The 20,680-nt window shown below is 70.1% G+C and carries 18 protein-coding genes and 2 tRNA genes; 7 read left to right on the forward strand and 13 right to left on the reverse strand.

Features of this window, described 5'->3' with window-relative positions:
* Positions 1-135: 135 nt before the first annotated feature.
* Positions 136-1,401 (reverse strand): serine hydrolase domain-containing protein, encoded by a 1,266-nt coding sequence (locus tag HT134_RS41210; RefSeq protein WP_175605928.1) that lies wholly within the window; start codon positions 1,399-1,401, stop codon positions 136-138.
* A 126-nt stretch (positions 1,402-1,527) separates the two neighbouring features.
* On the opposite strand from HT134_RS41210, the gene HT134_RS41215 reads away from it, so the two are divergent.
* A complete protein-coding gene (locus HT134_RS41215; RefSeq protein ID WP_175605929.1) occupies positions 1,528-2,052 on the forward strand; it encodes a GNAT family N-acetyltransferase in 525 nt (174 codons plus the stop codon).
* 69 nt (positions 2,053-2,121) lie between these two features.
* On the opposite strand, the gene HT134_RS41220 is transcribed toward HT134_RS41215, so the two are convergent.
* The 6 genes from HT134_RS41220 to HT134_RS41245 form a co-directional block, all read right to left on the reverse strand.
* A tRNA-Met gene (locus tag HT134_RS41220) sits at positions 2,122-2,198 on the reverse strand.
* Between the two features lie 216 nt (positions 2,199-2,414).
* Positions 2,415-2,491 (reverse strand) — tRNA-Met (locus HT134_RS41225).
* 65 nt (positions 2,492-2,556) lie between these two features.
* Complete coding sequence (locus HT134_RS41230) at positions 2,557-5,520, reverse strand: UPF0182 family membrane protein (protein WP_175605930.1); 2,964 nt, start codon at positions 5,518-5,520, stop codon at positions 2,557-2,559.
* 139 nt (positions 5,521-5,659) lie between these two features.
* Entirely contained in the window at positions 5,660-6,706 is a 1,047-nt protein-coding gene (locus HT134_RS41235) for a YlbL family protein (protein WP_175605931.1), read from the reverse strand.
* Between the two features lie 10 nt (positions 6,707-6,716).
* Positions 6,717-7,142, reverse strand: a complete 426-nt coding sequence (locus tag HT134_RS41240; RefSeq protein WP_175605932.1) for a molybdenum cofactor biosynthesis protein MoaE — start codon at positions 7,140-7,142, stop codon at positions 6,717-6,719.
* Positions 7,143-7,289: 147 nt separating this feature from the next.
* Positions 7,290-8,363, reverse strand: a complete 1,074-nt coding sequence (locus HT134_RS41245; protein WP_175605964.1) for an NAD-dependent epimerase/dehydratase family protein — start codon at positions 8,361-8,363, stop codon at positions 7,290-7,292.
* A gap of 130 nt (positions 8,364-8,493) precedes the next feature.
* On the opposite strand from HT134_RS41245, the gene HT134_RS41250 reads away from it, so the two are divergent.
* From HT134_RS41250 to HT134_RS41260, 3 genes are all read left to right on the forward strand, one after another.
* Positions 8,494-9,735: a zinc-dependent metalloprotease gene (locus HT134_RS41250; RefSeq protein ID WP_217708987.1), complete on the forward strand. Its 1,242-nt coding sequence runs from the start codon at positions 8,494-8,496 to the stop codon at positions 9,733-9,735.
* Positions 9,732-10,304 (forward strand): NUDIX hydrolase, encoded by a 573-nt coding sequence (locus tag HT134_RS41255; RefSeq protein ID WP_175605934.1) that lies wholly within the window; start codon positions 9,732-9,734, stop codon positions 10,302-10,304. Before HT134_RS41250 ends, HT134_RS41255 begins: the two co-directional genes overlap by 4 nt.
* A 63-nt stretch (positions 10,305-10,367) precedes the next feature.
* On the forward strand, positions 10,368-11,360 hold the full coding sequence (locus HT134_RS41260) for an endonuclease/exonuclease/phosphatase family protein (protein ID WP_175605935.1): 993 nt from the start codon (positions 10,368-10,370) through the stop codon (positions 11,358-11,360).
* A 50-nt stretch (positions 11,361-11,410) separates the two neighbouring features.
* On the opposite strand, the gene HT134_RS41265 is transcribed toward HT134_RS41260, so the two are convergent.
* The 3 genes from HT134_RS41265 to HT134_RS41275 form a co-directional block, all read right to left on the reverse strand.
* On the reverse strand, positions 11,411-12,013 hold the full coding sequence (locus HT134_RS41265) for a hypothetical protein (RefSeq protein ID WP_217708957.1): 603 nt from the start codon (positions 12,011-12,013) through the stop codon (positions 11,411-11,413).
* A complete protein-coding gene (locus HT134_RS41270; RefSeq protein WP_312888825.1) occupies positions 12,010-12,387 on the reverse strand; it encodes a M48 metallopeptidase family protein in 378 nt (125 codons plus the stop codon). The genes HT134_RS41265 and HT134_RS41270 overlap by 4 nt, the downstream gene beginning before the upstream one ends.
* 205 nt (positions 12,388-12,592) lie before the next feature.
* Positions 12,593-13,375: an enoyl-CoA hydratase/isomerase family protein gene (locus HT134_RS41275; protein ID WP_175605938.1), complete on the reverse strand. Its 783-nt coding sequence runs from the start codon at positions 13,373-13,375 to the stop codon at positions 12,593-12,595.
* 440 nt (positions 13,376-13,815) lie between these two features.
* Between HT134_RS41275 and HT134_RS41280 the strand changes: the two genes are divergently transcribed.
* Complete coding sequence (locus tag HT134_RS41280) at positions 13,816-15,432, forward strand: ThiF family adenylyltransferase (protein ID WP_175605939.1); 1,617 nt, start codon at positions 13,816-13,818, stop codon at positions 15,430-15,432.
* Between the two features lie 64 nt (positions 15,433-15,496).
* Positions 15,497-16,831, forward strand: a complete 1,335-nt coding sequence (locus HT134_RS41285) for an ABC1 kinase family protein (protein WP_175605940.1) — start codon at positions 15,497-15,499, stop codon at positions 16,829-16,831.
* 122 nt (positions 16,832-16,953) lie between these two features.
* Here HT134_RS41285 and HT134_RS41290 read toward each other — a convergent pair whose 3' ends face one another.
* Positions 16,954-17,529, reverse strand: a complete 576-nt coding sequence (locus HT134_RS41290) for a class I SAM-dependent methyltransferase (protein WP_175605941.1) — start codon at positions 17,527-17,529, stop codon at positions 16,954-16,956.
* 422 nt (positions 17,530-17,951) lie between these two features.
* Here HT134_RS41290 and HT134_RS41295 point away from each other — a divergent pair, with 422 nt between their 5' ends.
* The gene (locus tag HT134_RS41295) at positions 17,952-18,419 is read left to right on the forward strand and encodes a group II truncated hemoglobin (protein ID WP_175605942.1); all 468 of its coding nucleotides are present in this window, start codon (positions 17,952-17,954) and stop codon (positions 18,417-18,419) included.
* 21 nt (positions 18,420-18,440) lie between these two features.
* Here HT134_RS41295 and HT134_RS41300 read toward each other — a convergent pair whose 3' ends face one another.
* Both HT134_RS41300 and HT134_RS41305 read right to left on the reverse strand, forming a co-directional pair.
* On the reverse strand, positions 18,441-18,683 hold the full coding sequence (locus HT134_RS41300; protein WP_175605943.1) for a hypothetical protein: 243 nt from the start codon (positions 18,681-18,683) through the stop codon (positions 18,441-18,443).
* A gap of 1,160 nt (positions 18,684-19,843) precedes the next feature.
* A complete protein-coding gene (locus HT134_RS41305) occupies positions 19,844-20,245 on the reverse strand; it encodes a hypothetical protein (protein ID WP_175605944.1) in 402 nt (133 codons plus the stop codon).
* Positions 20,246-20,680: the final 435 nt, after the last annotated feature.

Below are 20,680 nucleotides of genomic sequence, written 5' to 3' on the forward strand. Positions count from 1 at the left end.
GATCCTGCCGCCGGCGCAGGATCTCCCGTCCATGCCGGGCCGCCGCATGGACCTCCCGTCCATGCGGGGCCACCCCAGGAATGACCGGGGCCGGGCGCGAACCGTCGCGCCCGGCCCCTCCCCGTCTCTCCGCTGTCAGAAGTAGCGGGACGTCAGATCCGTCGTCGGCCACGTCCTCACGGCGCTTGCGGCCTGCCCGAGGATCGGGTCGATCGAGTCGAAGTCGGGGCTCCCCGTCTCCTCGCGCCGATTGAAGATCGCGCAGTAGCTGATGCCGTTCTGGATGCGCGCGAAGAAGCTGAACGTGCCCGGCATCGACCCGGTGTGCCAGGTGTTGAGCGTGCCCACGTTGTTGTTGCGCACGCTCCACCCGAAGCCGTACCAGGAGCCGTTCGCGTTCATGCCGATCTCCGGCTTGGCGAAGATCCGCGACAGCGACGTGGAGTTGAGCACCGTCCCGGCCTTGTCGAAGACGAAGCCCCACTTGACGATGTCCACGGCCGAGGCCAGCCAGCCGCCGTTCGCGTCCTGGTTGGGCATGTTGAACCCGCCGTACGGGTACGGCACGACGGTGCCCGAGTCGTCGAGCACGGTCTTGTTGGTGAACTTCGAGCTGTAGACGACCTCGCTCGTCCCGGTCTCCGCCAGGAGGCTGCGGCCCAGCTTCATCCGGGTGATGCCGGCCGGCGCCAGCAGCTTCTGCTTGACGTACGCCTCGTAGCTCATCCCGGACACCTTCTCGATGATCCGGCCGAGCAGCATGTAGCCGTAGTTGCTGTAGGCGTACTTCGTGCCCGGGTCGTAGTCGAGCTTCCTGGCCGTGGCCCACTTCATGATGTCGGCGTGGTCGATCGGCAGCGAGATCCCGAGCGAGGCGGCGATCGTGTGGTCGGCCCAGAGCTGGTCCGGCGACACCGCGCGGTCCCAGCCGCCCAGGTGCTGGAGCAGGCGGGTCACGGTCACCTGGGCCAGCCGGGGGTCGGCGTCGGCCGACAGGCCCAGCAGCGTCGTGACCGGCGCCGTGAGGCTCAGCTTGCCGTCCTGGGCGAGCCGGGCGATGGCCGCGCCGGTGATGTTCTTGCTCAGGCTCGCGATCCGGAACAACGACGTCGGCTGCACCATGGAGATGAACCGGGGCCTGCCGGGCAGGATCTTGCTGTACGTGCCGTAGCCGCGGGCCAGCAGGATCTTGCCGTTCTTGGCGACCGCGAGCTGGGCGCAGCCGATCTCCCGCTCGGTGACGTACTTCTGCATCGCCTGGTCGAAGACGGCCAGTGAGCTCGGCACGACCCCGGTGGCCGGCAAGGAGGACGCCGCCCGCGCGGGCTGCGCTCCGAGCGCGATGGCGGGCACCGCCGCGGCACCTGTCTGGAGCAGGCGTCGTCGGCTCAACGTAGTCATATTGTCCCCTCTTGCCTCAACTGCAACATCGGGGACCTTTACTACCACCTTTCGGGCGATCACCCGGAACCGGCGTAGGATCCCGGGGTTCGCCGATCATCCCCGGCCCGAAGGGATCTCTGTCACGTGACCACGCGACGCCTCCTGCCGCCGCCCACGGCGCGGCTCTCCTTCCGCGAGCTGACCCCGGACGACCTCGACGACATGGCCGCCCTGCTGGGCGACCCGGAGGTGATGCGCTACTACCCCCGCACCCGCACCCGGGAGGAGTCCCTGCGCTGGATCGAGTCCAGTCAGCGCAGCTACGCCGAGCACGGACACGGGCTCTGGGCGCTCACGGTGCGCGAGACCGGCCAGTTCGCCGGCAACTGCGGCCTGACCCGGCAACCGGTGGAGGACGAGGTTCTCACCGAGGTCGGCTATCTGGTCCCGGCCGCGCTCCAGGGCCGGGGCTACGCCACCGAGGCCGCCCTCGCCTGCCGCGACCTCGCGCGCGACGTCCTCAAGGTGGACCGGCTGATCTCGATCATACACCCGGACAACGTGCCCTCCCAGCGCGTGGCCGAGAAGCTGGGGCTCACGCGGGAGCGCACGGCCCTGTACCACGGCCTGCCGCGCAGCATCTATTCGACGACCTTCGGCGAAGGCTGACCTCGCACAGGGAATGCGGACGCGCGCAAAAAACAGAGGCCCGGAGACAATTCTCCGAGCCTCTGTCAGTGGTAGCGGGGGCAGGATTTGAACCTACGACCTCTGGGTTATGAGCCCAGCGAGCTACCGAACTGCTCCACCCCGCGTCGTTGTGTTTCCAGATTATCGGCAGGGCTGTGCGGTGGCAAATCAACACCGAAGCCGCTTTCCCGGATAGCCCATATTTCACGTATTTGTGTGACGTATCACATCAAGCGGTTCGAAGCGGGGGGCTCGCGGCATCCCCGGCCGGGTAGGGGCCGCGGCGGAACCGATCACCGGAAAAAGCAGAGGCCCGGAGGAAATCCTCCGGGCCTCTGATCTGGTAGCGGGGGCAGGATTTGAACCTGCGACCTCTGGGTTATGAGCCCAGCGAGCTACCGAACTGCTCCACCCCGCGTCGGTGTGTGTCTAAAGACTATAGGGATCGCGGGGCAGTGGCAAATCGCCGGCGCCACGTGGCGGCTACGTGCCACCTTGCGGGCTCGCCGAGGCCGACCCCGTGGGCGTCGAGCTCGGCGAGGGCGAGGGCGAGGCGGAGGCCGAAGGCGTCGCCGTCGGCGCCGGGGTGCCCGTGGGCGCCGGCGCCGTGGTGGGCACCTGGGCCCCCAGGCCCTGCAGCGCCTTCAGGGCGTCGTCCAGGCGCTTCTGCGCCTTGCCGTACGCGTCCCAGTCGGGCGGGCTGGCCTTCAGGGCGTTCTGGGCGTCCTGGTAGGCCTTCTGCGCCGTGGTGATGGCCTGGGCGAGAGCCGACGTCTGCTGGTTGGGCTGCGACTGCTGCGGTTGCTGCTGGTTGGGCTGGGTGTTCTGCTGCGTCTCGCTGAAGACCTGCGCCAGCGCGTCCTCCAGCTTGTCGCCCGAGCCCACCTTGTTGCCGAACGCCACCAGCACGCGCCGCAGGATCGGGTACGGCTCCTGGCCGGTGCCGGCCTTGGTCTGGACGTACACGGGCTCGATGTAGATGAGCCCGCCCGCGTAGGGCAGCGTCAGCAGGTTGCCGTACCGGACGTTGGCGTTGCCCAGGCCCAGCGGGCCCAGCTCGCCGGAGAACTTGTTCTGGAAGTTGTTCTGCGCCTGGCCCGGACCCGGGATGGCGGTGTTGGACGGCATGCGCAGGATGCGCAGCTTGCCGTAGTCCTGGCCCCAGGTGGAGCCGGCCGCCATGAACGCCGCGAGGTTCGGCCCCTCCTTGGGCACGAACGTCGTCGTCAGCGAGAACGACGGCTTGGCGTCCTGGACCGGCATCGTCGTGGTCAGGTAGTACGGCGGCTGCTTGATCGACTGGTTGCCCTGCGACGGGTCGCTCGGGACGTTCCAGAAGTCCTGGCCGTTGTAGAAGGCCGAGGCGTTGGTGATGTGGTAGCGCGAGAGCGTGTAGCGCTGCACCTTGAACAGGTCCTCGGGGTAGCGCACGTGGCTCAGCAGGTCGGGGCTCATCTTCGAGACCGGCTGCAGGATCCCGGGGAACGCCTTGCTCCACGTCCGCAGCACCGGGTCCTTCTCGTCCCAGGCGTACAGGGTGACCGTGCCGTCGTAGGCGTCGACCGTGGCCTTCACCGAGTTGCGGATGTAGTTGATCTTGTCCTGGGGCTGCTGCGCGACCACGCGCCGGTCGACGGCCGTGTCCCGGGTCATGTCGCCCAGGCTCTCGCTCTGGGAGTACGGGTACTCGTTGGAGGTCGTGTAGCCGTCGATGATCCAGGTGACGCGCCCGTTCACGACCGCCGGGTACGGGTTGCCGTCGAGGGTCAGGAACGGCGCCACCTTCCGGACCCGCTCGCGCGGGTTGCGCTCGTACAGGATCTTGGAGTTGTCGTTGATGTCGCCCGACAGCAGGATGTTCTTCTCGCCGTACTTGGCCGCGTAGACCAGCCGGTTGACGAACGAGCCGACCGGCACGCCGCCCTTGCCGGCGTAGGTGGTGTTCTTCTGGCCGGTGCCCCCGGTGTCGGGGTAGTCGAGCTCCTGCGGCTTGCTCGGGTCGCCGCCGGCGATGACGTACTCGCTGGAGTTGATCTCGCCGAAGTAGACGCGCGACTCCTTCAGCCCCGTAGAACCGGCCAGCGGGCCGGTGACCGGCATGTCCTTGGCGTCGTAGGCGGGCAGGCCGCCGGGATCGACCTCGTTGCCGGGCGCGGCCACGATGCCGTAGCCGTGGGTGTAGACCAGCGCCTGGTTGATCCAGTTGCCCGGGCCGTCGGGGGAGTTGAGCAGCTCCCGCACGCCCACGACGTGGTCCACCAGCTTGCCGCTGGCGTCCTTGTAGCGGTCGACGTCGAGCTGGTCGGAGAAGCCGTAGAAGCCGCGGATGCGCTGCGTCTGGTCGAACGTCGCCGACACCAGCGCCGGGTCCAGCAGGCGCACGCCGCTCACCGACGCGTCGCCGTCGGTCTTCACCTTGGCCGGGTCGGACTCCGCGGAGTACTGCAGGATCTCGGCGTCGTCCACCCCGTACGCCTCACGGGTGGCCTTGATGTTGCGGTCGATGTAGGCCGCTTCCTTGAGCTGCTGGTTGGGCTTGACCTGGAACTGCTCGACCAGCGCCGGGTAGACGCCGCCGATCAGCACCGCCGACAGCACCAGCAGGCCGAACGACACGCCGGGCAGCATGCCGCCGGGCCGCACCACGCCCGCGAAGAACAGCGCGGCGCAGATCAGCGCGATGATGGCCAGGATGGTCTTGGCCGGGAGGACGGCGTTGACGTCGGTGTAGGACGCCCCGTCGACGTAGCCCCGGTCGGAGAACACCAGCCCGAACCGGTCCACCCAGTAGGCCACGGCCTTGAGCAGCACGAACACGCCGAGCAGCACCGACAGGTGCACCCGCGCGGCGCGCGAGGCGTGGACACCGGGCGACTGGAGCCGGAACCCGCCGTACAGGTAGTGCGTGATCGCCGCCAGGACGATCGAGATGATCACGGCGGTGAACAGGAAGTTCAGCACCATCCGGATGAACGGATAGTCGAACATGAAGAACGACATGTCCTTGCCGAACAACGGGTCCGTCTTGCCGACGGTCGCCCCGTTGGCGAACTCCAGCCACGTCTGCCATTCCCCCGCGATGGAGGAGCCCGCGAACAGCGCGAGCATGCCCATGCCGACAATGAAGATCAGCTTGCGGTGGGGGTCGAGCGCCATCCGGTAGCGGTCGGCGCCGCTGCCCCCGCCGAACACGGCGGGCCCGAACATCGGCCGGGTGCGGTAGGCCAGCAGCATGTTGCCGCCCACGATGCCGACCATCAGCACCGCCCCGATGAGGAACAGCACGATCTCCGTCAGCAGCACACCGGAGAACACCGAGGTGTAGTCGACCGAGTCGAACCACAGATAGTCGGTGTAGATGCCGGAGAAGAGGAAGAACAACGCCACGATCGCCACGAGCGCGATCGCGACGGGCAGGAGCAGTCTCGGCCGGCGGGGCAAGCGCATCGCCCGACCGGCTCCTGGGGTCCGGAAGCTCAAGGCCAACCCCTCGTCGTGGTGAACAAACGGTCCGTGTCTGGCAACCTACACCGCTGTGCCAGCCCTTCGACTAACGCACGGCGATCGGCGGAAGTTTCATCAGGCGTCATCCGGCGGAGCAGGCCGGCACCTGTCCCTTACCCGTGCGGAGGGCGTCCAGAGCCTGCACCGCCTCATGCAGTGAAGTGGCCTTGACCAGGCGCAACCCGTCGGGAACGGCCTTCATGGCCTCCGCGCAGTTGTCGGCCGGCGTCAGGAAGACGGTCGCCCCGGCCTTGCGCGCGCCGACCATCTTCTGAGCGATCCCGCCGATCGGGCCGACCGCGCCGGACGGGTCGATGGTGCCGGTCCCGGCGATGTCCTTGCCGCCGGTCAGCTCGCCCGGCGTGAGCTTGTCGAGGATGCCGAGCGAGAACATCAGCCCCGCGCTCGGCCCGCCCACGTCGCCCACGTTGATCTCGACGTCGAACGGGAACTTGTACTTCGCCTGCATCACCATGCCCACGACGGTCTTGCCCCCGGCGCCCCGCACGGTCGGCACGGTGACGTCGAGCTTCTCCTGGCCGCGGGTGATGGCGAACGTCACCTCGCGGCCGGGCTCGACCGCCTTGACCGCCTCGGAGATGCCCTCCACGTCGCTGACCGGCTTGCCGCCGACCGCGGTGATCTCGTCGCCCTTGCGCAGCCGGCCGTCGGCGGGCTTGCCCTTCTCGGTGGACACCACCGACACGGCCGTGCCGTACGGGATCTTCAGCTCCGTGAGCGCCGCGGCCTTGGCGTAGTCCTGCGAGTTGGCCATCTCGACGGTGTTCTCCTCCTCGACCTGCTGCTGCGAGCGGGTCTCGGGGAAGATCGTCGACTCGGGCACCACGGCGACGGTCGGGTCCAGCCAGCCGCGCAGCGCGGTCAGCAGGTCGATCTGGCTGCTCGGACCGCCCTGGTAGGCGACGGTGACGAGGTTGAGCCGGCCGCTGGTCGGATAGGTCTGCCGGCCGGTGATGGTGATCACCGGTTTCTTGTCGACCTCGCCGATCGTGTTCTCGGTCGGCCCCGGGCTCAGCACCACGTACGGCACCTTCATCACCGCGCCCATGACGCCGAGCGAGAGCACGAGGAAGCCCGCAACCAGCAGGGTCAAGGCGCGACGCGACATGGAGACGAGCTTATTCGCAGGCGCCGACCCACTCGGCCGAGCCGTCGGCGAACACCTGATGTTTCCAGATCGGCACCTCGGCCTTGAGGTCGTCTATGAGTCTGCGGGAGGCGGCGAACGCCTCCCCGCGGTGCGGCGCCGTCACGGCGACGATCACTGCGATGTCGCCCAGCTCCAGGTCGCCGACCCGGTGGACGGCCGCGAGCGCCGTGACGGGGAAGTCGGCCGCGACCTTCTCGGCCACGCGCCGCAGCTCGGCCTCGGCCGTCGGGTGCGCGGAGTAGGACAGGCGGGTCACCGGCTTGCCGTGGTCCTGCTCGCGTACGGTGCCGACGAACAGCGTCGTTCCCCCGGCCGCGTGGTCACCCACGGAGGCGAGCACCTCCTCCACGGACAGCGAGGTGTCACGTATGCCGAGCAACCGGATGACGTCCACGACGAAAGCCTACCGAACCGGTCCGGCCCTCACCGGCGGCACACGCGCCGGATCTGCGGACACCGCCGGGTCACTGGCGGCGTCTGCACCGGGTGGGCACCGCCGCTCATCGGCGGCGTCCGCGCCGGACTCCGTGGGCACGGCCGCTCACTGGCGGCGCTTGCGGCGGACCTGGCGGACGATGGCGGCCGTGCCGATGACGGCGACCGTCGCGCCCGCCGCGGTGAGCGTCGCCTCCTTGACCGGCAGACGCCTGCCGACCACGGTCGTCGCCTTCTCGCGCAGCTCCAGCAGCTGCCGGAACGCGGCCTCGTTGGTCCACGACGGCTTCCAGCCCGCCTCGCGCAGCCGCGCGCAGTCGACCACCCACGGGTAGACGACGTAGTGCAGGTCGGTGGCCGGCGCCGGGGTGATGCCCAGCCGGTGCAGCCGCTGGGCGGTGCCGAACGTCAGCCCGGCCGGCAGCTCGAACCTGCGCAGCCCCGACAGCTCCTCGACCTGCTCCTGCTCCAGCCAGCCGTCGGAGCCGACCCCGACCACCCCCGTCACCACGCCCCGCGCCGCCAGTTCCAGCGCCGACACCAGGTCGTCCACGTGGCAGAACTGCCAGCGCGGCGAGCAGCCCTTGACCGTCAGCAGCCGCGGCGACTCGAAATGGCGCGTGATGACCGTGTCGACGCCGGGCCCCACGACCGCCGCGGGCCGCAGCACCGTCACCTCCAGGCCGGGATGGCTGCGCAGCGACCGCCGCGCGAGCGCCTCGATCTCCAGGTAGTCGCCCACGACACCCGTGTCGGGCTCGGCCGCCACGGCGGCGTCCTCCGGCAACGGGACGTCGTTCTCCGGCGCCGCCCCGTACACCATCGCGCTCGTCACGAGCACCACCCGCCGCACGCGCGCGGCGGCTGCGGCCGTGAGCACGGTCTGCGCGGCCCTCAGGTTGTACGCGCGGCGCTCACGCGGGTCGGAGTCGACCGCGTAGTCACCGGCGAGGTGGACGATGACGTCGATGTCGGAGATGCGGTTCGCCAAGAGCGGATCGCGGACGTCGATGACTCTCCAGGTCGCCTCCCGGACGTCGCCGCGCTCCTCGTCAATGGCCACCACCCTGCGGAAATCCGCGGAGGATACGAGCCTTGCGAGCAGCTCGCGGCCCAGCCCTGAGGCCGCGCCCGTGACGGCGACGACTGGTTGGCGCGGGCGTTTCGAGGTAGGCACCAGGTCCTCACTTTGCACTGATCCGCCGCAGGACGACTAACGTGGCGGATGTGGACTCCTCCATCCTGCACGAGGTAGAGCGGTGACTGACCTGCCAGGTCGCGAAAACGACCCCAACGAAAACCCGTTCGCCATGTTCGGCGACCCTGAGCAGATGGCTCAGGCGATGCGCCAGTTCGCCGACATGCTGTCGGCGCCCCAGGGATCCGGCCCGGTCAACTGGGACATGGCCAAGAACATCGCCCGGCACGCCGTGGTGGCCGAGGGCGACCCCAGCGTCATGGAGGGCGAGCGCCGGCAGATCGTCGAGGCCCTGCGCCTCGCCGACCTGTGGCTCAACGAGGCCACCACGCTGCCCAGCGGCGTCGGCGCCCCCGAGGCGTGGAGCCGCTCCGAGTGGATCGAGAACACGATCCCCGTCTGGCGCACCCTGTGCGAGCCCATCGCCGCGCGCATGGTCGAGACCATGGGCGGCGCGCTCGGCGGCTCGGGCCTGCCGCCCGAGGCCCAGCAGATGGCCGGGCCGCTCATGGGCATGCTCAAGCAGATGGGCGGCATGATGGTCGGCCAGCAGATCGGCCAGGCCCTCGGCTCCCTGGCGCGCGAGGTGATCGGCACCACCGACATCGGCCTGCCGCTGTCCGACCGGGCCGCGCTGCTGCCCGGCGGCATCGCCTCCTTCAGCCAGGGGCTGGAGCTGCCGTCCGACGAGATCCGCATCTACCTGGCGCTGCGCGAGGCCGCGCACCACCGGCTGTTCCAGCACGTGCCGTGGCTGCGCGCCCACCTGCTGGGCGCGGTCGAGGAGTACGCGCGGGGCATCACGGTCGACACCTCCGCCCTGGAGGAGCAGATCCGCGGGCTCGACGTCAGCAACCCCCAGGCCATCCAGGAGGCTCTGAGCGGCGGCGCGCTGCTCAAGCCCGAGGAGACCGAGCGGCAGAAGGCCGCTCTGGCCCGCCTGGAGACCGCGCTCGCCCTGGTCGAGGGCTGGGTCGCCACCGTGGCCGGCCAGGCCGCCGAGGGCAAGCTGCCCTCCGCCGGCGCCCTGGCCGAGACCGTGCGCCGGCGCCGCGCCACCGGCGGCCCGGCCGAGCTCACCTTCGGCACCCTCGTGGGCCTCGAACTGCGGCCCCGGCGGCTGCGCGAGGCCGCCGCGCTGTGGGAGGCGGTCCGCGAGGCGCGCGGCGTCGACGGGCGCGACGCGCTGTGGTCCCACCCCGACCTCATGCCGTCGGCCGACGACCTCGACGACCCCGAGGCGTTCGTCCGCGGCGAGTCGGCGTGGGACATCTCACAGCTCGAAGGCGGGCAGGCAGAAGGCGGGCAGGAAGCGGCGAAGGACGAGGAGAAGGGCGAGGACGACCAGAAGTGAGCCTGCACGGCGACGCGGTGGCCGTCCTGTCCGGCTGGACCGCGCCCACCGCCGAGGAGGAACGGCTCCGCGTCGGGTTCCTCGACCACCTGCGTGACCACGACGACGCGATGCTGCGCGCCTGCGTGCCCGGCCACCTCACGGCCACCACGGCGGTGCTGTCGCACGACGGCGGGCGGGTGCTGCTCACCCTGCATCCCAAGGCCGGCATGTGGCTGCCGATGGGCGGCCACTGCGAGGCGGCCGACTCCTCGCTGGCCGCCGTCGCCCTGCGCGAGGCCACCGAGGAGTCCGGCATCCCGGACCTTGAGCTGCTGCCGGGCCCGCTGGCGCTCGACCGGCACGAGGTCTGGTGCCACCCGCCGCGCAGCTGGCACCTCGACGTCGAGTACGCCGCCGTGGCGCCGCCCGGCGCCGAGGCGGTCATCAGCGAGGAGTCGCTGGACCTGCGCTGGTTCCCCGTGGACGAGATCCCGGAGCTGTCGGACGAGGCCACCCGCCGCCTGGCGGCCCGCGGAAGGGACACTCTCCTGTCACGCCTTACACCGCGTTCACAGGTATCCGGCTAGAGTCCGTACCGTTCCACGCCTGCGGCGTCCGGCCCGGATTCGGAACGCTCCAAAGGGGAAGATGTGGGGATCTCAGCCGACAGCACCGTCGGAGGCACGATCGTCACCGCGGCCAAGCGGCGCCGCCGGCTGCCCGCCGCGCTGACGTGGCTGGCCGTGACGCCGTTCGCGGCGTGGGCCGTGACCAGGGTCGCGGGCCTCGAACGCGGCTCGCTGCCGACGCAGCTCATGACCGCCACGCCGTACGCCGCGGCCGGTTCCCTCGTCCCGCTCCTCATGGCCGCGCTCGGCCGCAGGCGCGCCGCCACCGCCGTCGCCCTCGTCGCGACGGCCGCCCTCGGCGCGAGCGTCCTGCCCCGGGCACTCGGCACGGCCGACGCCACCCCCGGCCGGCCGCTGCGGGTGCTCACCCTCAACATGCTGTTCGGCCGGGCCGACCCGTACGCCGTCATGGACCTGGTCCACCGCCTCGACCCCGACGTGCTGAGCACGCAGGAGCTCACGCCCGGTGCCGTCGAGGAGCTCGACACGCTGGGCCTCAAGGCCCTGATGCCGCACCGGGTGCTGCAGGCGGAGTGGAGCGCCACCGGGAGCGGCCTGTTCTCCAAGCACCCGCTGGAGGCGATGCCCGAGCTCGCGCCGACCGTCGGCCACCACATGCCGGCGGCCAGGATCGCGCTGCCGGGCGGCGCGGCGATCGAGTTCGTCGACGTCCACCCCTACCCGCCGCTGGGGCCCCAGGCCGTGGAGTGGAGCGAGGCCCTGGGCCGGCTGCCGTCGGCCTCCAAGGACGTGGTGCGCGTGCTGGCCGGCGACTTCAACGCCTCGCTCGACCACGCGCCGATGCGCGGGGTGCTGTCGCGCGGCTACAAGGACGCCGCCGACCAGGTGGGAGCCGGGCTGGTCCCGACGTGGCCGGCCAACAAGAAGGTGCCGCCGATCATCACGATCGACCACGTGCTGGTGGACCACCGGGTGGGGGTGCGCGAGGTCAGCGTCCACACGGTGCCGGGCACCGACCACCGTGCGGTCTTCGCCGAGCTGGCCGTACCCTGACGCGCGTCGTGGCATGTGCACGGCGGGTCAGGCGGGAAACAGGGGCCCGGTCAGGGGAGCGAGGACAGACCTGACCCGGACAACAGCGCTCGGGTGTTGTCCCACCCCTCCAGCCCCGGATCGAGCCGCATCAGGTCGTCGGCGGTCCGCAGCCGGTGCCAGCCCGGCACCGTGGCCACCATCCGCCTGCCCGGCGCCGCCGCGCGCAACGCAGCGACCGGTTCGTCGTCGTCGAGCCCGGCACCCGCCCACGCGGGCATCGGCAGCCCGAACGCCATCGCGACCGCCCCGCCGCCGTCGGCGGGACACACGCTCACCAGAGCCCGGCCCAGCTCGCGGAACAGCTTGCCGATCAGCAGCGGCGGCAGGTCGGGCGCGTCGGCGGACAGCACCACGGCCTGGTCGCCGTCTAGCCGCCCCGCGATACCCGCCAGGGGCTCGTCCTCGGGCACCTCGATCACCTCGGTGCCCGGCCACACCAGGTGGTCGAGCCCCGGAACGCAGGTCACCAGGACGGGCGTCACCAGGTCGAGACCGGCGACCACCTCGTAGGCGTCCTCGGCGAGCGCCTCCAGGAACTCCCTCGGGTCCACGTCGTCAGGGGCAGCCGCGGACATGCTGCGCCGTACGAGAACCGCGGCTGTCCGCCTCAACACTCCTCCGGCGGGGTCTGGGCGGCGGCCGAGAAGCCCTCCAGGAACCCGCGCGCCCGCTCGGCCCGCGGATACTGCTCCACCAGCCTCCAGAACGCGGGGCCGTGGCTCGGCACCAGCAGGTGCACCAGCTCATGGATGATCACATAGTCGATCACCCATTCGGGCAGGCCCTTGAGCCGGGTCGAGATGCGGATCGTGCCGTTCTCCGGGGTGCAGGAGCCCCACCGGTGCTGCTGGTTGTCGACCCAGCGCACGCTCGCCGGATCGGCCTTGCCGTCGAGGAACTTCGCCGACAGCTCCCTGGCCCGGGCGAGCAGCCCCTCGTCGGTCGGCCTCCTCCGGCGCTCCCTGGCCGCAAGCCGATCGAGCATCCGGCTCACCCATTCGTCCGCGTCTTGACCGGTCAGCCAGGCGGGCAGGAGCACGATCGTCTTGTCGCCGTCGCGGTATGCGGAGACCGTACGCCGGCGACGAGAACTCCGACGGACCTCGACTGTCTCGGGGGGCACATATGCACGTTAGCCGACACCGGCGAAATTCCACAGAGGGCAGTGCTTGTTTCTCCTGGTCAGATGATTAAGACCCGGTGAATTTGGGCACGCGCCTTTCCCGCCGCGCCGCCAGGCCCTCCATCAGGTCGGCGGAAGCCATGGTCACGGGCTGTGCGAGCGCCTCCCAGCGCAGCGCGGCCTCGAGATCCGCGTGGCCGGCGGCCAGCGCGACTTTGGTCAGCCGGGTGGCGACGGGAGCGTTCCTGATGATCTCTCCCGCCACGGCGGACACTTCCGTCATGAGGTCAGCTCGCGGAAATGAACGATTTACCAAACCTTTAATCTCCGCTTCCCTGCCCGAAATAGCCCGCCCGGTCAGCAGCATCTCCCGCGCCAGCGCGACGCCCGCCCTGGCGGGCAGCAGGTACGTGGCGGCCATGCCCGGGTGCAGCCCGAGCGAGGTGAACGGCGCCAGCAGCCGGGCGTCGTCGGCCGCGTACACGAGGTCGCACGCCAGCGCCAGGCAGAGCCCCGCGCCGACGGCCGGCCCGTTGACGGCCGCGATCGTCGGCACCTCCAGCGCCGTGATCGACAGCCAGGAGCGGTAGAACTCCAGCATCCGGTCGCGCAGTTCGGGGACGGGCTCGACGTTCCGCTCGCCCAGCCACGACAGGTCACCGCCGGCGGAGAACGCGGACCCGGCCCCGGTGACGACCACGCAGCGCACGTCCCGGTCGCGGACCAGCTCGGCCATGGTGGCGCGCCACTGCTCGGTCATGCCGTCGGTCATGGCGTTGCGCCGGTCGGGACGGTTCAGGGTCAGCCGCACGACACCGTCGGGGTCGCGCTCGACGAGAAGCTCACTCATGCGGGGAGCGTACGACGGCGGGGCGGTCGCGTCCGAGGAGTGGGAGGAGTGCGTGAGATCCCGCTTCTGACGGCTGCCCTTCGCTTGTCCGTCGCTGTAACGCCGGACTTCGGCGGATTGGAGCGCGGACCACGCCGTGCCCGTGGCGATTCGTCAACGGGCGCTCAAGGAGGGGGCGCGCCCTCTCCGGGCAGCCCCTTCGGACAACATTCCGCGCAACGCCGGGGGAAGTCCGGCGGCCCCACAGCATTCCGCACGACCCGGGGGAGCGGCGACCTCACACCCGCAGTGCTTTCCAGGCCCTCCTCGCTGTCCTTACTGTCCTTGCTGTCTTCCTCTTCCTCCACGTTTTCCACAACCGCCGTCCCACCTCGCCGACTTATCCACAGCCTGCGAGAACGCGGCACCCGAAGCGACCGCGACGTGGAAACCTTCCGCCCATGAGGCCACGTGTGAAGCCCGCCCTCCGCCGCATCCTCCGCGACGAGCACACCCTGCAGATCGGGGCGCACCCCGCCAGAGCGGTCATCCTGACCGGTCTCACCGCCCCGGTCCGGCGATGGCTGGCCCTGCTCGACGGCACGCGCGACATGCGGCAGGTGCTGCGCGCCGCGTCCGCGGCCGGCCTGGACGAGCCGATGGCCCGCGCGCTGCTCGACCAGCTCATTGCCCGCAGGGTGCTCCACGACGCCTCAGCTGACCACGTGTCACTGCGCGGGCTGTCCCTGACCGAGCGCGACCGGCTGGAGCCTGACGTGGACGCCCTCGACCTGGCGTCCGCGGGCTCCGACGGCGGCTCCGCCGCGTTCGCGGCGAGGAGACGAGCGCGGGTGCGCGTCTACGGAGCGGGCCGGGTCGGGGCGCAGATCGTCACCCTGCTGGCCTCGTGCGGAGTGGGCGACATCCGGGTGTTCGACCCGGGCCCCGTCCGACCCCGCGACCTCACGCCCGGGGGCCTGACGTGGAGCGAGCTCGGCCTCAGCCGCCAGGGCGGCGCCGTGGCCACCGCCCGCCGCCTCACCTCCGGCGGCGCTTCCCCAAGCCGGCAAGCGAACGGCACACCGAGCCGGCAAGTGAACGGCGCTCCGAGCCAGGAAGCGAACGGGACGCCTGGCCAGACAGCGAGGGGGACGCCGCCGTCGAACAACCCTCCGACGGCCGGTCGCCCCACCCCCACCCCGCCGATCCCGAGCCGGCGGGGCCCGCACCCTCGCGCGAAGCACATTTCCTCGACCACCGTCCCCCCTCTCGCCCGCCCGAAGCAGACGAGCACACCTTCTCTCCGACCCGGCGACCACCCACCAACGGCAGCCGGATTCACTCAGCCCCCGAACCCGCACCCACCATCGGCCCCGGCCCAAGACAACGCACCATCAGCCCGCGGCCAAGGCGACCCACCCAAGGTTGGCCAGCCCGACGATCGCCCACCAACGGCACCAGACGACGTCCACGCCCACCCCGCCAGCCCAAGAAGGAGCCTCCAACCGGCGCGAGATCACGCCCGCCCCCACCCGACCATCACCCCGCCGGCCCCTCCCGGCACCCCGTCCACCCTGGTGCAAGCCGGCGGCCCCTATCTCGGCGACGGGACGCACCGCCCCGACCTCGTCATCCTGGCACCCGTCGACCCGCTCGACTTCGTCCTGGTCAACGAGCTGGCCGAGCTGGGCATCCCGCACCTGCTGGCCTCCGCGTTCGAGGGACACGGGTCCGTGGGGCCGCTCGTCCTGCCGGGCCGTACGGCGTGCCTGCACTGCCTCGACCTGACCCGGCGCGACCGCGACCCCGGATGGGCGATGGTGACGGCCCGCCTCGGCGGCTACCCGCCAGGCGAGCTCGCCTGCGACACCACCCTGGCCACGGCCGTGGCCGCCGCCGCGACAGGCCACGCGCTGGCGTATCTGGACGGCCGCCCGTCCGCTGTGACGAACTGCACAACCGACGTGACCCCCGACGGACGCTGGTGCAGCGCGCCCTGGACGCGTCATCCTGAATGTCGTTGTATGCGAAACAATCCTTATTCGCTAAGAATGGTCGTGTCGCCCGAGGGCGACTGAGGTGTCCCGGCGCCGACCGTCGAAAGGGGGAGCGGTTTCTCGCCGAGAGAGGCCGCGCATCAGTGTGAGCGATCTTCCGCGCCGCGCCGTCACGCGCTCCGCCAAGCTGGCCACCCTTCCTCTGGGGTTCGCCGGCCGCGCCGCCCTTGGACTCGGCAAGCGGATCGGCGGCAAGCCGGCCGAGACGGTCGCCCTGGAGATCCAGCAACGGACGGCCGAGCAGATCTTCAAGGTGCTCGGCGAACTCAAGGGCGGAGCGATGAAGGTGGGACAGGCTCTGTCCATCTTCGAGGCCGCCCTGCCCCAGGAGATCGCGGGCCCCTACCGTGCCACCCTGACCCGGTTGCAGGAGGCGGCGCCCCCGCTGCCCGCGGCCACCGTTCACAAGGTGCTGGCCGAGCAGCTCGGCGACGACTGGCGCGACCACTTCATCTCGTTCGACGACAAGCCCACGGCCGCCGCGTCGATCGGCCAGGTTCACCGGGCTGTCTGGCACGACGGCCGGGAGGCCGCCGTCAAGATCCAGTACCCGGGGGCGGGCAAGGCGCTGCTCGGTGACTTCGCCCAGCTCGCCCGGCTCGGCAAGCTGTTCGGGGTCATGCTGCCGGGCCTGGACATCAAGGCCGTGCTGGCGGAGCTGCGCGAGCGCATCGCCGAGGAGCTGGACTACCTCCGCGAGGCGGAGGCGCAGCACGCCTTCGCCCTGGAGTTCATGGACGACCCCGACTTCCACGTCCCCGATGTGATCGCCGCCAACGAGATGGTGCTCGTCAGCGAGTGGATGGAGGGCACGCCGCTGTCCCGGATCATCGCCGAGGGCACCAAGGAGGAGCGCGACCGGATGGGGCTGCTGTTCGTCCGCTTTCTCTTCTCCTCGCCGTCGCGCGTCGGCATGCTCCACGCCGACCCGCATCCGGGCAACTTCCGCATGCTGCCGAACGGCAAGCTGGGCATTCTCGACTTCGGCGCCGTCAACCGGCTGCCGGACGGCTACCCGAAGGCGTTCGGCCAATTGACCCGGATCTTCAACCAGGGCGACATGCAGACCGTGGTCGACGGTCTGAGGGAAGAGGGCTTCATCCGCCCGGAGATAGAGGTGGACCCGGACGCGTTGCGCGCGTTCCTCGCCCCGTACGTCGAGCCCACGGCGGTGGAGGAGTTCACGTTCAGCCGGGAATGGCTCCAGGCGCAGGCCGCCACCGCCACCGACCTGCGCCCGACGAACGTGGTGCGTCAGCTCAACCTTCCGGTGTCGTACGTCCTCATCCACCGTGTCCACGCGGCCGGTGTCGGCGTCTTGTGCCAGCTCAACACGACGGCCCGGTTTCGCGACGAGGTCATCCGCTGGGTCCCCGGCTTCGCGGACGACCCGAACGACGAGGCCCTCGCCATCGGCTGACCCGACGCCCGCGTGCGGGGTCGCCGAATCTGCCCGGACCCCGGGTCCTGACGCCCGGCAGACCGACGCCGCTCGTACAGCGTGGGAACCACCGAGCTCAGCGGGAAGCTTCGCCGAACACCTCACACCGCCCGAAAAGTCAGTAGATAGCGCCAGAACAACAGCCGCCTGATCCGCGCCCCGGGCAGCAGCGTCGCGGCCTCCCCCTTGACTTCCGCCAAGGTCATGCTCGGCGCAGCCACCGGCGCGTCGACCTCCGGAGCGGGACGTCCGATCAACGCGAGCCGCATCGCGGCGTTGGCGGGGATGGCCAGCAGGTCGAACAGGTAATCCGAAGGAGCGCTCGCCCGGTAGCACCCCAGCACGGCCAGCACCCCGCCGGGCGCCAGCGCCGCCCTCAACGTGCGTACGGTGTCGAACGGCACATGGTGCAGGCTCGCCAGGCACGAGATGTAGTCGTAGCGGCCGGGTTCCAGCTCCATGGTCGTGATGTCGCCGTGGATGTAACGGATGCCTTGCCCCGTCGCGGCGTCGATGACGGCCTTGTCGGGATCGACCGCCTCCACGTCCAGCCCTCGGGCCGCGAGCGTCCGCGCGAATCGCCCCGTTCCGCACCCCACGTCGAGCGCCCGGCGGGCTCCGGGAGGAATCTGCCTGGTCAGCAAGGAGTGGTAGTGATCATTGTGGTTGAAGGCCATCCGAAGATTGTCCAGGCTTCGCGTCGCGCTGGGGCGTTCTCGCGATGAAGGGATGAGCGGCGAAGCCCTTCACAGGTGACCGGCGTGCCGCCCGACTGCGCGAGTTGCCCCTGGTGCGTGAGCTGCGAGCAAGGTGAGCCCCGAACCATGCGACCGGTGCGCGGAGCCGAACGTGCCACCTGTCCGTGAGGTGCAGACGTACCTGCGAGGTGAAGACCTGCGTGCGGGGTGAAGGCGCGGAGAAGTCGGCGCCCGCGTGCGACACCCTCGTCATGGACGTGGCGCCTGCTGGACGGCATTCTCCATCCAGAGCCGTCCAGATCCTGCGCCTTCGGGCTGTACCTTCGGGCTTGCTCCGCCGTCGGCGGCATGTCCTCGGAATGGGGTTGAGCTGCTTCAGCACTACCTGATTACATGATTACGTGACAGATGAGACAGTGCCGACCCTCTTCGAGTGGGCGGGCGGAACGGAGGCGCTGGAGCGCCTCACGGAAGCTTTCTACGCGCAAGTCGTGAAGGACGATCTGGTCGGCCCGCTGTTCCGGCACATGGATCCTGAGCACCCCCGCTATGTCGCGATGTGGCTGGCGGAGGTGTTCGGCGGTCCCGACCGCTACACGAAGGAGCGCGGCGGTTATCCCCACATGCTGTCCATGCACCTGGGCAAGGCGATCACCGAACCACAGCGGCGCCGCTGGGTGAGCCTGCTCATGGACGCCGCCGACGAGGTGGGCTTGCCGGACGATCCCGAGTTCAGGGCGGCGTTCGCCGGCTACATCGAATGGGGAACCAGGTTGGCCCTGCACAACTCCCAGCCGGACGCCGAACCGATGAAGAGCGCACCGGTGCCGCGATGGGGCTGGGGCGTCGCGCCGCCGTACCAGCCCTGAGAGACCGACGAGGTCGAAGGTTCAGCCCACCCCGCCCCGATCGTCTTCCTCGAAGTACGATCGGGGCTCTTCCAGCAGGTCCACGTGCGCGTCGGACTCACGCGGGTCCTCCTCGTGGACCCAACGCGAGATGCCGCGCGCGACCTCGTCATCGATCTCCGCGATGCGATGCCGCTCCGGGAACCTGTCGCGATACATGGCGACCCACGATTCCTGTACGTCGTCGCCCATGTCATGGCTGATTTCGTAGAGTTGCTCGCTCATGGCACTCACGCTCTGATGATCATTGTGGCGGCCCTTTGGACGGCCCAACCGGTGAGGAGCAGGCCGAAGATCGTCTCCCCGGCGCGCATCCAGAGGGCGGATTGGGCGTCCGCGTAAATCACTACGCCAACCCACATTAGGCCGAATATCCCCACAAAGGCGACTGCCGCCCAATTCAACCCTCGCTGCCACATACGCGCAGTCTGACAGCACTAGCACCAAGGGTGGGTATGTGCGAAGTCGTCATCCAGTCACCCCGCGAGGGCGCCTCACACAGCTTCCGCCGTTGGTCACGGCGGGCTGAGCGCCCCCTCCGGATGTGAACGGCGTGACGGGGCACGCATCCTGGACGCCCGGCGGGGGCGAGTTCCGTTGCCGATCTGGTGCCGCAGCCCGGAAGGACTGAGACGCCATAGCCTCGCGACGGCCAGGCCCGTCCAGGACAAGCACTGCCTGCCGCAACCGAGCAGCGTAGACGGGGGGATGCGCGCAACCGCTCAGCAGGTGACAACCGATGGCGTTGACCGTGCAGCGCAGGCGGGCGCCCACTCAAGAGCTAAGTCGAGGCCCCGGCCGGTCACCGGCGCCTTGCGGAAGCTCAGAACTCTTCACGGGAGCTCGGGCACTTCGCGGACGCAGCTGGCGAACCGGGCACGGAGTCCCTATGGCCGTCCATGACAGGCCGGGACGTAGCGCACACATGAGTGCTGTTGCCGGGCGAGCGCAGAGACGGCGGCAGCCGGTCGCGAGGGGCGGGCCGTGGGTGGACCTGGAGGTGTTCGGGACCGGGCTGGAGCGGTTCGAGCGAGCATTCGGCGATGCGCTGAACGCGCTCGTGCGGGTGGCCGGTCAGACAGGAACGATGGCCGATCAGAGCGCAGCGGCGGCCGGGCGGACGGGATGGTGGTTGGTCGGCACGACGCCGAGAGTCCGTCAATGGTCCGAGGTGCCGGCCCAGCCGATCAGGCGGAGTAAATGGTCCGTCAGACGCGAGCCCAGCCGATCAGAAGGAGTCGATGGCCCTTCAGACGGCAGTACGGCCGGTCAGCGTGAGTCGATGTCCGTCAGGCGACAGTACGGCTGGTCAGCAGGGGTCGATGGTCTGCGGCAGCTGCTGCCGGTCGGCGGGAAGTCCGTGACCGGTCGGTGGGAGAGGCTGCTCAGTGGGACAGCCGTCGGCCGGTGCCGACGCACCGGCGCAGGCGCATGCCCTGGGGGCGCTGCCGCTGACCGTTCTGCTCCAGGCAGGCGAGCAACGCCTCGGCCGCCCGCGCGTCGGACAGGATGCGCTGCACCGCCTCGCCCTCCTCGGGGAGCTGGCCGTGCTCGGCGAGCTCGTGCTTGAGGAAGACCAACGGATCGGGCGAACCGACCGTGTCGGCCGCCACGGTGGCGCGCGCCGCGGTGAGGAGACGCAGGTAGTACGTCCGCAGGATGGCCTCACGCATGCGGACGTGCTCCAGGTCGTCGATCAGAGTCCGGGCGACCCGCAGCAGGTCGCCGCCGTGGGTCGCCTCGTCGGCGAGGAAGGCGCGGATGTCATCGAACTCCGAGCGGGTCATGGGGGACACCTCCGAGGGTGCAGAGTGCTCGTGAGTACTTCGTACCGTCACGCGATTGCGAATGGGTTGACGTCGGCTTGCCGCGCGACCAAGCCGGCCCGTCATCCGAACAGGTGAGGTCATGCCGAGGTTTGAGTGACCTGAGGGGAGGGAAGGACCATGTGATTACCCGAGTGGCGCGAAGCAGGCGCTCGGGGCTGCTAGAGTTGTCCGCGCAGGGCGGCCAGGGGCTCGAGAGAGCCTCGGAGATGCCCGGCAACTCCCCTCATCTTCTGGCTCGGTCCGGACGATTCGCATGTGTCTGGATCGGCTGGTAAGTTAGAGGGGTTGCCCCGGAGACGGGGTGCGGTCGGAATTCCGAAAGCGCCGAATTTGACAGAGAATACGGTCGCTGAAAGAATAAAGACACAACGAACGAAACGAAACGAAAAGCGC

Source organism: Nonomuraea rhodomycinica (genome assembly GCF_013363995.1).
Taxonomy (GTDB): domain Bacteria; phylum Actinomycetota; class Actinomycetes; order Streptosporangiales; family Streptosporangiaceae; genus Nonomuraea; species Nonomuraea rhodomycinica.